A 14088-nucleotide genomic window follows, 5' to 3' on the forward strand; every position below is an offset into this window, starting at 1 on the left:
CGTTTTGGATCGTATTAGCCTCTCGAAAGCAAGACAGTTAATCGATTGAGTTGATTGTACAGATTGTGGTCACCGACGAGATACTGGTGTATGAATGATACCCACAGACTTCTTGTGAATATTAGTATGGGTGTTCTGTCGTTTCGAGCATCACACCACAACACGAATGCCTACGATGGAGAAACATACTCGTAGAGAGAACGTATGAATCGAGAGCAGGATTTGACTACAATATGGAAGGCTGTCTGTAATTGTAGAATGCGACGACGTGAATTGGGGGTATGATAGCGGTGTCGCCGCTACACGTGGGTGGCATCACATCGGCTGCGAACGTCGAACTCGCCATTTTCTTTCTGATCGGCCTTTTGGGAGGAGCTCACTGTCTGGGCATGTGTGGTCCGTTGGTGACCATGTACTCAGAACGAATGCAGTCGCCGGACCGCGAGAACATGCTTACGATCTTCGAGGTTCGGCAACATGCTCTGTTTAATCTTGGTCGTACTGTGAGTTATGCTGCTATTGGCGGCGCGTTCGGGCTGTTCGGCGCACTCGTCTTCGACACCTCTTCAATTGTGAGCACTATTGGGACCGTCGTTCGTGCAACAACCGGGGTCGTTGTCGGGATTGCAATTCTGATAGTTGGTGTCCGCTATGTGTTCGGTTATCACGGCGGTGAAGGACTCTTTGGCGGAGGAGGAATATCCCGACTCTTTCGACGACTCTCTACGCGAGTTGACGAGTGGTCGAGTGGTTTCGGAATCGTTGGACTCGGACTCGTACACGGAATCCTTCCTTGTCCACTACTCTATCCAGCCTTTTTGTACGCCTTCGCGCGTGGTTCACCGATCGGTGGTGCGCTGTCGCTTGGGGTACTTGGATTGGGAACCTTTCCGACGCTCTTTTTCTACGGCACGCTTGTCCAATCAATCTCACCAACACACCGCGAACGGCTCCATCGTGCCCTCGGTATCGCATTTCTCATTATGGGGTGGATGCCGCTCTCACACGGGCTCGAACTCTTTGGTATTCATGTTCCCCACGTCGAACCACCTATCTACCAGCCGTTGACTCCGTGATGCACTCTGTTTGTCGCCGGAGAACCGCTGATCTCAGATTCTGGTTCTGAACCAAAGAGACAAGAGTAGCTTTTGACCACCGTATTCGAGAGTTGGACCACAATTGTCTTTTCGTCCATCTATAAATAAGTGATTGATGAATCGCCGGACGTTCCTTAGAGCGAGTGTTGCTGCAACTGGCGCTGCGACTCTCTCTGGCTGCCTCTCTGGTTTATTCGAAACTCGATCAGTGTATGAACCACCACCACTCGTGGAGAACCGACCAAAAGCTGTCTATATACCATCACATATTGAAGGGATGGAGATGGGTGGAATGGCAACCAAAAAGTGGTATAAGGCTGGTATCATGTTCAGCTTCCCGCACCGCTTTTGGACCGTAGACAGCCAGAACAAAAACAAAGTTAATATTAGGGAAAATGACACAATTCATCTAATGTCTAGTGTCTGGGATTCGGAGACCACCATCGTACCACCGAATGCGAATCTCAGAGTGGATGTCACTAAAGACGGTGAATCCATTGCTACGAAATCGTTGTGGCCAATGCTCTCTCAGAATATGGGCTATCACTTCGGGGACAACATAGCACTCTCCGGCGATGGGACCTACACTGTGACGGTTCATGTCGGTCCGCTCGATGTCCGCCGCACGGGTCGTCTCCAAGAAAAATACGGCGAGCAAGCCTCATTCTCGATTACCTTCGATTACAGCCAGCAACAACGGGACGAAATCATGTTCAAACAGCTCTCCGAGAAAAAAGGGCAGAAGGGAGCTGTTGACCCGATGGAGATGAAGATGATGCCATCAACGCAGCTACCGCAGAAAGATCAGCTTCCTGGTACCCTCGTTGGCGAAGCGACAAGCGGCGATGGAACGTTTATTGTGACGAAACTCGACTCATCCCCAGCAGGGATTGATAAATCGGGACCATATCTTGCGGTTTCGCCACGAACGCCACACAATCGGTATCCGCTGCCGTTCATGTCGCTTTCGGGGACGGTCAAGCGCGGAAAGCAGACTATCTTCGATGGGCCCCTGACTGCCACGCTTGATCCTGAACTCAACTACCACTACGGGACTTCGGTAGAACGTCTACAGTCGGGAGATACGCTTGCGCTCACGGTGGATGTTCCGCCACAAGTCGCTCGTCACGAGGGCTACGAAATGGCGTTCTTCGAGATGCCACCGATGGAACTGACACTGTAGCTATGGTTGAACAGAACGTATCAAAGTGGGTCGGCCGGATCGATACCACTTCGATTCGGTACTATCATCTCTCGGGGGCAGTACTGGCAGGAACGTACGTTCTCATGTTATTAGGGGCGTACACGAGCGCGATCGGCGCTGGACTCTCCTGTCCAGACTGGCCGATGTGTTACGGGACGCTCGTTCCATTCTTACATCCTGAGATCATGAATCAGACTCCCTATTCTGCCATTCAGATTTTCGCAGAGTGGGCCCACCGTGGCGTTGCGATGCTGGTGGGAATCGGAATTTTCGGGACAGCAGTGGTTGCACACTACCTCCGGAAACCACCTTTCGTGCGGTGGTCTGTCACAATAGCCGTTCTCCTTCTCCCTGTTCAGGTGATTGTGGGAGGACTCACCGTCACCGAAAAGCTTCAGCCAATCATCGTTACGAGTCATCTCGGTATTGCAACACTCATCCTTCTGTTCCTGTGTACAACGGTGGTGGCCGACGTGCTGTCGAAAACCAGTTGTTGATTACGAGCTGACTTCGACTGATAGCTCTTTACATCACCTCCGGGATATCTCAGTACTGCGTCGAACGAGCAGAGAGTGACGTATTTGGATACTATCAATATATTCGAAAATTATACAATCCAACCGAGATCGAATAATATTATACTGTCAGCTGTTAAATGAGAGGGCAACAGCACGCCCATCGCCATACATGACGAGGATTTCCTCCCGACCGTCGTCATCGAGATCGATCACCGTCGGGTGGATCCAAACTGGAACATCGCGCTCGTACGTCGCCAGCTGCTCACCGTTCGACGGATTGAGTACCGTAACCACCCCATCAGGAGTGACACCGACCAGCTCAGGGGTACCATCTCCGTCAAGGTCACCGATCGAAGGCGGTGGCATAACACCTCGATCGTCCTGAGTGAGGTCTGTTGTCCACTCGACGGCCCCATCACGCGCAGAGAGCGCAGAGAGTTCTCCCCCGCTCGTTCCGACGTACACTTCGGGCGTGTCGTCCGCATCGCCATCGTCGACCGCGTGGAGTGCTGGGATGCCGTCAACAGGCTGTGACCAGATGACGTTGCCCGTCGTGCTATCGAGTGCAGTCACCGTTTGATTTGTATCATCGGCAATGACAAGTTCGGGTGTCGGGTCGGCACCAACGGCCGCAGAAACCATCCAGAGGACCGAATCGTTCGTCTGCCACGTTCGTTCTCCGTTACGCTCGAAGAGAGAAACGCCGTCAGCAGTACCGATCGCGATCTCTCTTTGTCCATCGTCGTCGAAATCGTCGACTGCGGGACTAGCCCATGTGGAGGCCGAGAGGTTTCGATGCCACGCCGTCGAGCCATCGCTCCGAATGACGAACAGCTCGCCGTCGATATCCACGGCGATGACCTCTTTGCCGTCTGCTGGCAGAATGTCTCTCACGACCGGTTGACTGTAGCCGAGCGATGAGGTCGGATGACGCCACTCGATTGCACCGGTTGCCGCGTCGTGGACGGTCAGCGTGTGGTCACCGCGGGCAATGAGGATCTCTTGAGTTCCATCGCCATCAAGATCCGCAATTGTCGAGTCCGGAAGCGAGTGAATCGTACAGTTTTCCGGCGCCAGTCCTGATTGCCACACGGTATTTCCAGATGATTCATTGAGCCGCACGAGAGCACACGAGGCTTGTGTGCTCTCATTACTCTCATCGTTGATTGGCGCGACGACGATAGTACCGTTGCCTGTGTTCGTAGCGGCGATCGGATGGTGATTCTGCTGATATCCACGAGCTGTGTCCGATACCCACTGTTCGGTAAGCTCTCCCCCGCCGCCAGTGAGTTGTAAAGCACCGAAGACAACAACCAAAGAGAGGACGAACCAAAGTAAGAGAACCGCCACCAGCGTCCTACGCTTCATAATCGGACGTAGCACGGGTTCGCTTAAACATCTGTACAAGGACGTCGACGTTTTCGTGGGGGACGTTCTCTGTGTCTATTTCCTCCCCAACTCGATTCGGCTGTTGCTGGAATGTAACGCATGTGTCTTTCGTTCAGATCAATCGCAGATCAACAGTTTCTTTCGGCTTTCGATCCGATTTTCGGGTATAGTGAGGACCAAACAGGCAGTCGTACTATTTTTGCTACCACTTGTAGTGGCAGGAACTGCGAGCGCCCACGATATTGGCGGGTCACGGTTCGATGCGCCAATTCCACTATCGTTCCTGTTCGTTGGTGGGGGTCTCACGGTTGCACTCACGGCCGGCTTGCTCACGCACACGACGGAGCCGAACACGATGGACTCCGAGCGTGGGATATTCTCAGTCGGGACGCTTCCATCCTCGATCGTCACCGCCATTCGAGTCTGTGCTCGCACGCTCTTTCTCATTGCTTTTATCGGAGTCCTCGTGACGGGCCTGTTCGGCCGCCAAGTCGCCACCGAAAACTTTGCGACTGTTTTTGTCTGGCCGATCTGGCTCAAAGGTGTCGCGCTGCTTGCTCTCCTTGTTGGTAGTCCGTGGTCTGTGTTGTCGCCGTGGCGCACGATTTACGAGGGACTGTGTCAACTCGAAGGGGGAGCAGTTTCGATCCTCGACTCGTATCCTCGTTGGCTCTCCGAATGGCCCGCACTGGTCGGTTTTCTTCTTGGTGTGGGAATAATCGAGAATCTAACGGTGATCCCACGATCTCCACAGCAAACGGCGTTGCTCGTGAGTGTGTACGCGCTCGTGATGCTCGGTGGAGGTGTCACCTATGGGGCAGAGTGGTTCCGCAGGGCTGACACGTTCGCTGTGCTCTATCGACTGTTTGGCTCCGTCTCGCCAATCACAACCACGCGAACGACGGCAGGTGACGCTCAGATCAGTCTCCGGTACCCGTGGCGTCGCTGTACCGAATCCGTCGACGATCGAGCGATCATCGCGTTCATCATCGCCATGGTTTACACAGTGAGTTTCGACGGATTCACGAACACACCGGAGTTCCAAACACTCTTATTCGGAGTTCGAGATCTCACGGGACTTGGACCAGCGGTGAGCGCGGCATTGTATTTCATCGGCTACGGAGGCTTCCTCGGCGTATTTTGGCTGGTTGCTATCCTTTCGCATCGGGCAGGGCTCGCTACTGACGCGCTTGCGACCGCCCAGGTACTCGCTCCGACAGTTCTTCCGATTGCAGCTGCCTACGAATTTGCCCACAACTATCCGTTTGTCGTACAGAGCCTTGGTCAGTTAATCACCCTCAGTGGACGGGCCATTCATCTACCGATTACGGTGACTCCACTGGAATGGCTGTCACTCCCTGTCTTCTGGGCTTCGCAAGTCGTCGTTATTGTCATAGGGCATATTTTCGCGGTCGTCGCTTCCCACATCCTCTTTGATGAACACACGACTGAGCGAATTGGCTACACCCAACTACCATTGACAACGCTCATGATTGCGTATACGATGCTCTCACTGTGGATTATTTCTCGACCGATCGTATCATAGGATTGATTCTCTGGCCGTGTCGTAGATGGTGATGCGTTCAATATGACACTTCAAAATTGTTTGATAACAATGTATTCATAGTACTGTACTACTTGTGAGGAAGATGGAATTCTGCTAGTTCTACTGGAGCGTTGACTAAGTGAAATATCAGTGTTTTTAATTGATCAGTAGAGTATAACTACCTCATCGTATCTGTGAGAAACTCCCTGAAATACCTGAATGCTTTCATCGAAGGCCCCTGGTTCTGATCGCTCCTCCCGTTTTTGATGAGTGTACTGATAGAATATTGTGTCTACTTTATATTCGATAACTAGAACATTTGCCGAATGGTCATCTGCACAGAATGACAAAATTTCATATTATACTGTACATAAATAATTTATTGATGTTTATTGATATTTGTGATGTGAATTCCTACTAGCTATCGTACAATATAGATCCATAGCACCCACACAGCTCGTTGCTTTTTGAGAAATCCCTACCACGAGCTGTAGCGTTCCTCGTTCCACGGATTTGCTGTCTGTGAGTAGCCACGCTTCTCCCAGTATCCTCGCTTTGGCTCGCTGAGGAACTCAACCTCAGTCACCCACTTTGCACCCTTGTATGCGTATTTATGTGGTGTTACCACACGGAGCGGCCCACCGTGCTCTGAGGGGAGCGGTTGATCGTCGAGTTCGAACGCAAACAGCACTTCCTCCCGCATACATTCGTTCAGCGGGAGATCTGTTGAATAGCCATCCAACGAACCGAACAGAACGTGAACAGCGTCGTCACGAACACCAGCTTGCTCGGCGAGCGTCGGGAATGAAATCCCCGTGAATTCGTTATCGAATCGGCTCCAGCCAGTCACACAGTGAAAGTCTTGACGCTGTGTTTCACTCGGTAGATCAACGAACTCCGACCACGAATACGAGCAGTTGGTTTCGACCGCACCAGTAACCGTGAACTCCCATGTATCCATATCCCACGATGGAGTTTTGCCCTTCGATAGAACGGGAAATTGGCTGGTTTGCCGCTGCCCGGGAGGCAACCGTTCACCGTCGAACTCCTCGTGAATTGATGTAACATCATTCACGGTCATATGGTCAGTTTCGACATGGAATCGTATAGTGTTGCTGGCAACGTTTCACGTGGTACTCATACGTGACTTGCCGTGTTGAAACCGCTACGCAACACCCGTCGATTACAAAAGATGATGCAGATTTATTGTGATCGGTGGTGCATTGAGTGTGGGGGAAATATGAATGCCACTACTCCGATTCGAAACCGCAGATTCGACCGAACGGACACAGATCGGTGAAGGTCTCGTACGGTTCGCAGTGAAAGCAGGTCGCTTAGAAAACGATCAGTCGAGTGGGAAATATTTTCTCAATCACACAGATGGGTGTGGTGAAGATGGAAAACGCATCATGCCGGGTGATCCGTTCTTTTTCGACACCGAGACTGGTGATATTCTCTGTGACGATCACGGAAAAGAGCGGAGTAAGGAATCCACAGCCACGTAGCCCACGACGGATATGCAATGAGTGAAAAGTAGTGTAACAGATTAATCGCGTACGACACCACCGAAATTATCATTCGACACCGTATCAACAGTTTTTCACAGTCGAAAAGCACCCTGTTGGTCGTACCAGTGCAACCGTGTCTACTAAATTACTACTCCAGCTGGTATCGATATGGCAGTAAACTAACTAGAGAGTCTGAATCTGTGAAATTGTCGAGCAAGAATGGTGTATGACGCAATTTTCCATTTTATTATGGGAAGATTTAAATATCTCTGAGACGTATTTGTTATCGTAGCACTTGTTGAATCGCTATTGAAATCACCCATTGAGTACCCGCTCATCAGTTCATCATCTTGGAAAATACCACAACCCGCATCCGTACGCACGAACCGAACGAACAGACACACGAGGAAACAACCAGCGAAGCAGAACGAATCTGTCCCGAATGTAGCGGCCGACTCGTGGACGACACCGAACACGGAGAAACCGTCTGTCGCGAGTGTGGTCTCGTCGTCGATGAGAACGAAATTGACCACGGTCCGGAGTGGCGTGCATTCGATAGCCAAGAGCGTGATCAGAAGCGTCGTGTCGGTGCACCAACAACGAACATGATGCACGATAAAGGTCTATCGAGCCAGATCGGCTGGCAGAACAGGGATGCCTACGGCAACGCCTTGAGTTCGCGCAAGCGCCAACAGATGAAGCGTTTGCGCACGTGGGACGAGCGTTTTCGCACCCGTAACTCCAAAGAGCGCAATCTCAAGCAGGCACTCGGTGAAATCGAGCGCATGGGCAGCGCGCTTGGTGTTCCGGGGGATGTCCGTGAGACCGCGAGTGTCATCTACCGCCGTGCACTTTCCGAGGATCTCCTCCCCGGACGCTCTATCGAGGGAATCTCCACTGCTGCACTGTACGCAGCAATCCGTCAGACAGGACTCCCACGGAGCGTCGAAGAGGTTGGTGCTGTTTCACGCGTCGACGAAATGGAGTTCAAGCGCGCCTACCGTTACATCAATCGTGAACTCAATCTCGAAATTGGCCCGCCAGCTCCGGATCAGTATCTACCGCGGTTTGCGTCCGCGCTTGCGGTGAGCGACGAGACTGAAGGGCGCGCCCGTGAACTGATTCAGACGGTAATGGAAGAAAGTGCTCACTCTGGAAAGAGTCCTGTCGGTCTCGCTGCTGCCGCGTTGTACGCTGCTGGCATCTTGACTGACGAGCCACTGACACAGAACGAAGTCAGTGAGGTGGCTGATGTCAGCAACGTCACGATCCGCAGCCGGTATCAGGAACTACTCGACATCGCGCAAAAACACCAGCAAATCGGACAGAAACAGGCAGAGACTGAGGCGGCTGCCTAAAATAATGATCAAATCCTCTGTTTCGTCACCGCCTCTTCGATCCGATCGCGCACACATTCTCGACGTCACTGGGATCGTCAAGAACGTTTCGAACAAGAATGATTTTGGATGAAGCTCTCCAGTCAGGCGTGGACTCTGTTGGGAGATCATCCGATATGAACGACCTGCTGCAGTGATACACAGTAGTAGCAAGAGTGCCGGATGGTCGTCGAAATCACAAGAGAGACAATAAATCGGGGCACTCTCTCGGCGCGCTCACCGACGTGGGTCTCGACCCAGCCCGGTGCTCGTATGAGAACCACAACGTTCGATCAATCACACGTGCTCGACGTTAACAGCGTCGTGAGCGATCTCGTGCAGTCATTGTATGGACATTTTTTCCGAGACAATGGATCAATCTGTGGCGCTGGAGATTTGATTCAGTGTTATCGCATCTCGTTCGTGCACTCACGAATCACTTCGGTGATGATGTCGAGACCGATTTCGGCTTGCGCTTCGGTCATGACGAGTGGCGGAAGGAGTCGGAGAACGTTCCCCTCCCGGCCAGCTGTCCAGACGAGTACTCCCTTCGTATAGCAGTCCGTCTGCACACGCTTGACCAGCTCCGCACTTGGATTGCCCTCGGTGTCGATCATCTCGATACCGATGAACAGCCCCCGCCCACGGACATCTCCAATCAGAGGACTGTTGATTTCACGGAAGCGGCCACGAATGTACTCGCCAAGCTCGGTCGCGTGTCCGAGCAAGTCGTGCTCTTGAATGTATTCGATCGCAGCCAGACCACCGCGCATTGCCGGTATGTTCCCCCGGAAAGTCCCAATATGTCCTCCTGGGCCCCACGTATCGAACTTCTCGTGGTATAGCATCGCACCGAGCGGGAGCCCAGCGCCACCAATTCCCTTTGCCATTGTGATAGCATCAGGTGTCACACCGTCGTGTTCGCAGGCCCACCATTCCCCAGTGCGACCAAATCCCGACTGAATTTCGTCGGTAATGAGCAACGCATCGTTGTCATCAGCGATGTCTCGAAGTCCCTTCAGGAATCCCTTAGGTGGAATGACAACGCCGCCTTCTCCTTGAATCGGCTCGACCCAGATGGCTGCTGGCGGCTCGTGACCACTGTACGGTCCTTCGAATTTCTCTTTGACGGCGTCGAGAGAGCGGGCACACGCCATCCGACCACAACAGTTCTCGCGTGGACACAACGCCTTTGCGTTGTCATCGGACAGCGACTCACGATACGGATACGGATACGGAACGTGGACTACGTCGGGGAGGAGTGGTTCGTATCCTTTTTTGTACTTTATTCCACCGGTAAGACTCAGCGCACCGGTCGTCCCACCATGGTACGATCCCTCAAACGCCAGCAATCCGTGACGACCTGTATACTGCTTTGCCAGTTTGATCGATCCCTCGTTTGCGTCGCTTCCGGATGGTCCGCCAAAAACCATTTTGCACTCTCCACGCAGGCCCGGCGGCGCAATATCGGACATCGCCTCGATGAAGTCGAGGCGGGCTTCTGTCGGAAAATCGATCGTGTGGACGAGTTTGCTCGTTTGTTCGTTTACTGCGTCGAGAACGTACGGATTCGAGTGTCCCACGTTCAGCACGCCAATGCCAGCGAAAAAATCGAGAAACACGTTCCCGTCGGCGTCTTTGATCGTCGCACCACGGCCTTCTTCGAAGGCTAGTGGGACGGCCTTCGGGTAGGCAACGGCACCGCTGTCGATGGCTACCTGTCGTTCGAGGAGTTCTCTGGAGTTGGGCCCCGGAATCGATGTCTCGACATTCGGTGCATCGTCGAAGTGGAGTTCGTCAATGGGTGGTCCCCCCGCCATACATCGTACAGAACACAAGTACCATCAAAGATGTTTGGTATTTATTGTCAAAGTTGCTGTAGCCTATCACGTGCTAATCTCTGCCATCGTCTATCGAACCACAGCAATCTTCACGAGCTTCGTGAACGATCGTTTTTCGTGTTTCACGCATCAGTCTGAGCCGACTGATCGTCAAACCCATCGAACTGCTCATCTAGATACTTTGTCGTGTGCTCGTTTCTGCGAAACTGATCATCTGCGAGCACAGCGAGATGGAATGGGATCGTTGTCGAGATTCCCTCGATCTCAGTTTCTTCGAGCGAGCGTTCGCTCCGAGCAAGCGTTTCTCGTCGGCTATTTCCAGTGATGATGTACTTTCCAACGAGCGAGTCGTAGTAGGGACTGATCGTGTCTCCCTGATCGATGCTATCGTCGACCCGGACGCCAATCCCAGTCGGTGGACGATAAACTTCGACGGTTCCCGGTGTCGGCGAGAAGTCTTCATACGGGTCTTCGGCGTTGATACGAAACTCCATCGTCGAACCACGCGGTTCGATATCCTGCTGTTCGAAGTCGAGCGCTTCTCCTGCGGCGATCTGAAGCTGCTGCTTGACGATATCGATCCCAGTCGCAACCTCGGTGATGGTGTGCTCGACCTGAATACGAGCATTAACTTCAAGGAAGTAGAAGCTGCCATCGCCAGCTCCATCTGTTTCGTACAAGAATTCGACGGTCCCAGCGTTGATGTAGCCCGCTTCTGAGACTCCTTGACGAGCGGCCAGGCAGAGCTCTTCGCGCGTCTCGTCGTCGATTACCGGCGAGGGCGTCTCTTCGATGAGCTTCTGTTGACGACGCTGGACCGAACAATCCCGTTCGTAGAGGTGTCTCGCGTTTCCGTGACTGTCAACGAGCACCTGCACCTCGATGTGACGGGGATTTTCGAGATACTTCTCGACGTACACAGCTGGGTTGTCGAAGTACGCCTCGCCTTCATGCTGTGCCTTCTCCAATTTGTCTTCGATCTCGCGTTCTTCACGAACGATCTTCAGTCCACGGCCACCGCCTCCCCCATCGGCTTTGATAGCAACTGGATAGCCGTGTTCGTCGGCGAATGCGTCTACCTCACTCGGAGAGCTGATGGTATCATTCGTTCCCGGCACAATTGGGACATCCGCCTGTCGCATGATTGCCCGAGCCTTCGTCTTCTCACCGAAGTCAGCCATCACGTTAGCTGGCGGTCCGATCCAGAGAAACTCCGATTCTTGGACGCGGCGAGCGAACGATTCGCTTTCGGCGAGAAATCCGTAGCCGGGATGGATCGCATCAGCGTCCGTCTCGCGGGCAGCATCGATGATCGACGCTTGATCGAGGTAGCTTCTTCTAGCGACCGATGCACCGATGTGATGTGCAATGTCTGCGCGGCGGACGTGTTTTGCCGTCTCGTCGGCATCGCTGTAAACGGCAACCGTCTCGATCCCCAATTCGTGGGCAGCCTGTATTACTCGTACAGCAATCTCCCCGCGATTAGCAATGAGTACCCTATCGAACATCGTTCTGAAATCGTGTCGGGGCTACTTATCACCTTCAGTGTCGGACCTCAACCACAAGTTGCGACAACACGTCTTAGCATCTCCCGTCGATGGGAGTGTGTGCCACCGTCACTGTTAATATATCACATGATGTTTTCTGCTATAGATTAGACTAATGACTGAGGCGCGAATAGAGCGGACGGAACTACCAGAGCCACGATACGAGTTCGGCGGTGACGATCACGTGTTCGTCGAACTCGACGAGGCGATGAGTTTCGACGCAAACTTTCAGGCGATGGCAATCACACAGCAGATCAGCGACCGCGACATTGCAGGCGTTACCGAAATCTGTCCAGCGAACGCCTCGTACATGGTGCGATTCGATCCCGATAGTATCTCTCCCGAGTCAATGGTCGAGGAGTTAAAAGAAATCGCTGCCGAAACCGACATTTCGGAGTTCTCGTGGGAGACACGCATCGTTACTATTCCCGTGCTGTTTCAGGATCCGTGGACACACGAGACGCTCATGCGCTTTCGAGATCATCATCAGGATCCCGACGGGACTGATCTTGAGTACTCAGCTCACATCAACGGCTTCGACACTGTTGAGGGGTTCATCGACGCCTTCGTCGGCGCTCCACACATGGTCACGATGGTCGGATTCGTTCCCGGATTGCCGTGGTGTTTTCAGATGGTGCCGAGAAACGAGCAGCTAGAGGTCCCAAAGTACCTTCAGCCGCGGACCGACACACCGAGCCGAGCGGTGGGCTTTGGCGGTGCGTTTTCCGTCGTCTATCCGGTGAAGGGAGCTGGTGGCTATCAGCTGTACGGTCGGACTCCAGTCGAAGTGCTCGATGTGGACCAACAACTTCCCGACTTCCACGATTCGATGGTGTTTCCGAATCCCGGTGACATTCTGAACTATCGATCCATCGACCGCGAAGAGTACAACGCAATCCGCGAAGAAGTCGAGGACGGCACGTACGAGTTCACGAGCGAGCGGGTCGAATTCACCCCAGAGGAGTTTTTCATCGCACCACACGAGTACAACGAGGAGCTGACGGAGGTGCTCTCGGCATGATTGATGTCATTGATGGTGGCGTCTCAACAACCGTCCAAGATCTCGGTCGGTTCGGCCACTACCATATCGGAATGCCTCCTTCGGGAGCGATGGATCAGTTCTCTCACACGGTGGCAAACGCGCTCGTCGGTAACGAATCCGATGCTGCGACGCTCGAAATGACCTATGTTGGGGCAGATTTGCGGTTCGGCGCGGACTGTGTCATTGCTCTCGCAGGTGCACCCATGCCTGCCGAACTCGACGGTGGCGCTGTCCCGATGCACGAGGCGGTGCGTGTCGAGGCGGGACAGAAACTCGAAACAGAGTTCACGTCTGACGGTTCGCGCACCTATCTCGCAGTGAGCGGCGGTATCGATGTGCCGAAAGTGATGGGAAGCCGGTCGACGTATACGCTGGTTGGCATCGGTGGCTACGAGGGACGAACACTGGAAGCCGGAGACGAACTAGCTATTGGTCAAAACGGAGCGAACCACAATGACATCGTCGGCAATAGCGCTCCCGAAGAGAACCTCCATGACTTCGAAGATAATGGGCTGAGAATTGTGATTGGACTCTGTGACTACCGGCTTACGGACGAAAGCAGAGACGAGCTCTGTGAGGTTGGCTGGACGGTAACTCCCGAAGCCGATCGGATCGGATACCGTTTGGACGGTCCTGAACTCGAATTTGTCGAGCGTGAACAACCCTTCGGTGCGGGAACTAACCCTTCGAACGTCGTCGATGTCGGATATCCGATCGGTTCGATACAACTCCCTCAAAAACCAATCATTCTGATGTGCGACGCCGTGACTGGTGGGGGCTATGCCACCGTCGGGACTGTGATCAGCGCAGACCGAGATTTGCTTGCACAGCGACGGACACACGAAACTGTACGCTTTGATCCAGTAACCGTCGAGGAAGCTCTCGAAGCCCGCCAGACACGCCAAGAAGATCTGGACGCAATCCAGAATTCACTCGCGTAGTGTTCCAGCGACGATTGATTTGGAATGGTTAATGGTATATGTGTATCATTTTCAGAAGTGGGTCGATACTGGTAAGTAG

The 14088-nt window shown here is 53.2% G+C and carries 12 protein-coding genes; 8 read left to right on the forward strand and 4 right to left on the reverse strand.

Features of this window, described 5'->3' with window-relative positions:
- The first annotated feature begins 281 nt into the window (after positions 1–281).
- The 3 genes from MW898_RS05290 to MW898_RS05300 all read left to right on the forward strand — a co-directional run bounded on the left by MW898_RS05290 (position 282) and on the right by MW898_RS05300 (position 2798).
- Entirely contained in the window at positions 282–1076 is a 795-nt protein-coding gene (locus MW898_RS05290) for a sulfite exporter TauE/SafE family protein (protein ID WP_264383109.1), read from the forward strand.
- Positions 1077–1212: 136 nt separating this feature from the next.
- Positions 1213–2280, forward strand: a complete 1068-nt coding sequence (locus tag MW898_RS05295; RefSeq protein ID WP_248905242.1) for an iron transporter — start codon at positions 1213–1215, stop codon at positions 2278–2280.
- 2 nt (positions 2281–2282) lie between these two features.
- On the forward strand, positions 2283–2798 hold the full coding sequence (locus tag MW898_RS05300; RefSeq protein ID WP_248905244.1) for a COX15/CtaA family protein: 516 nt from the start codon (positions 2283–2285) through the stop codon (positions 2796–2798).
- A 147-nt stretch (positions 2799–2945) separates the two neighbouring features.
- Here the strand turns inward: MW898_RS05300 and MW898_RS05305 are convergent, their stop codons facing one another.
- Complete coding sequence (locus MW898_RS05305) at positions 2946–4187, reverse strand: PQQ-like beta-propeller repeat protein (RefSeq protein ID WP_248905246.1); 1242 nt, start codon at positions 4185–4187, stop codon at positions 2946–2948.
- A gap of 190 nt (positions 4188–4377) precedes the next feature.
- Here MW898_RS05305 and MW898_RS05310 point away from each other — a divergent pair, with 190 nt between their 5' ends.
- Positions 4378–5754: a hypothetical protein gene (locus MW898_RS05310; protein ID WP_248905248.1), complete on the forward strand. Its 1377-nt coding sequence runs from the start codon at positions 4378–4380 to the stop codon at positions 5752–5754.
- 478 nt (positions 5755–6232) lie between these two features.
- Here the strand turns inward: MW898_RS05310 and MW898_RS05315 are convergent, their stop codons facing one another.
- Positions 6233–6835: a sulfite oxidase-like oxidoreductase gene (locus MW898_RS05315; protein ID WP_248905250.1), complete on the reverse strand. Its 603-nt coding sequence runs from the start codon at positions 6833–6835 to the stop codon at positions 6233–6235.
- 163 nt (positions 6836–6998) lie between these two features.
- Between MW898_RS05315 and MW898_RS05320 the strand changes: the two genes are divergently transcribed.
- The gene (locus tag MW898_RS05320; RefSeq protein ID WP_248905252.1) at positions 6999–7259 is read left to right on the forward strand and encodes a DUF8075 family protein; all 261 of its coding nucleotides are present in this window, start codon (positions 6999–7001) and stop codon (positions 7257–7259) included.
- Between the two features lie 353 nt (positions 7260–7612).
- Complete coding sequence (locus MW898_RS05325; RefSeq protein ID WP_248905254.1) at positions 7613–8620, forward strand: transcription initiation factor IIB; 1008 nt, start codon at positions 7613–7615, stop codon at positions 8618–8620.
- Between the two features lie 425 nt (positions 8621–9045).
- Here the strand turns inward: MW898_RS05325 and MW898_RS05330 are convergent, their stop codons facing one another.
- The gene (locus tag MW898_RS05330) at positions 9046–10458 is read right to left on the reverse strand and encodes an aspartate aminotransferase family protein (RefSeq protein WP_248905256.1); all 1413 of its coding nucleotides are present in this window, start codon (positions 10456–10458) and stop codon (positions 9046–9048) included.
- A gap of 143 nt (positions 10459–10601) precedes the next feature.
- Positions 10602–11987 (reverse strand): acetyl-CoA carboxylase biotin carboxylase subunit, encoded by a 1386-nt coding sequence (locus tag MW898_RS05335; protein ID WP_277999759.1) that lies wholly within the window; start codon positions 11985–11987, stop codon positions 10602–10604.
- A gap of 154 nt (positions 11988–12141) precedes the next feature.
- Here MW898_RS05335 and MW898_RS05340 point away from each other — a divergent pair, with 154 nt between their 5' ends.
- Both MW898_RS05340 and MW898_RS05345 read left to right on the forward strand, forming a co-directional pair.
- Positions 12142–13047, forward strand: a complete 906-nt coding sequence (locus MW898_RS05340) for a 5-oxoprolinase subunit B family protein (RefSeq protein ID WP_248905258.1) — start codon at positions 12142–12144, stop codon at positions 13045–13047.
- Complete coding sequence (locus MW898_RS05345; protein ID WP_248905260.1) at positions 13044–14009, forward strand: 5-oxoprolinase subunit C family protein; 966 nt, start codon at positions 13044–13046, stop codon at positions 14007–14009. The genes MW898_RS05340 and MW898_RS05345 overlap by 4 nt, the downstream gene beginning before the upstream one ends.
- Positions 14010–14088 lie beyond the last annotated feature (79 nt).

This window comes from Halocatena marina, from assembly GCF_023276375.1.
Classification (GTDB): Archaea; Halobacteriota; Halobacteria; order Halobacteriales; family Haloarculaceae; genus Halocatena; species Halocatena marina.

Excerpts from the sequence above, each read along its gene's own strand:
- MW898_RS05290 (WP_264383109.1), top strand. The coding sequence starts at position 282 with ATGATAGCGGTGTCGCCGCTACACGTGGGTGGCATCACATCGGCTGCG.
- MW898_RS05295 (WP_248905242.1), top strand. The coding sequence starts at position 1,213 with ATGAATCGCCGGACGTTCCTTAGAGCGAGTGTTGCTGCAACTGGCGCT.
- MW898_RS05300 (WP_248905244.1), top strand. The coding sequence starts at position 2,283 with ATGGTTGAACAGAACGTATCAAAGTGGGTCGGCCGGATCGATACCACT.
- MW898_RS05305 (WP_248905246.1), bottom strand. The coding sequence starts at position 4,187 with ATGAAGCGTAGGACGCTGGTGGCGGTTCTCTTACTTTGGTTCGTCCTC.
- MW898_RS05315 (WP_248905250.1), bottom strand. The coding sequence starts at position 6,835 with ATGACCGTGAATGATGTTACATCAATTCACGAGGAGTTCGACGGTGAA.
- MW898_RS05320 (WP_248905252.1), top strand. The coding sequence starts at position 6,999 with ATGCCACTACTCCGATTCGAAACCGCAGATTCGACCGAACGGACACAG.
- MW898_RS05330 (WP_248905256.1), bottom strand. The coding sequence starts at position 10,458 with ATGGCGGGGGGACCACCCATTGACGAACTCCACTTCGACGATGCACCG.
- MW898_RS05335 (WP_277999759.1), bottom strand. The coding sequence starts at position 11,987 with ATGTTCGATAGGGTACTCATTGCTAATCGCGGGGAGATTGCTGTACGA.
- MW898_RS05340 (WP_248905258.1), top strand. The coding sequence starts at position 12,142 with ATGACTGAGGCGCGAATAGAGCGGACGGAACTACCAGAGCCACGATAC.
- MW898_RS05345 (WP_248905260.1), top strand. The coding sequence starts at position 13,044 with ATGATTGATGTCATTGATGGTGGCGTCTCAACAACCGTCCAAGATCTC.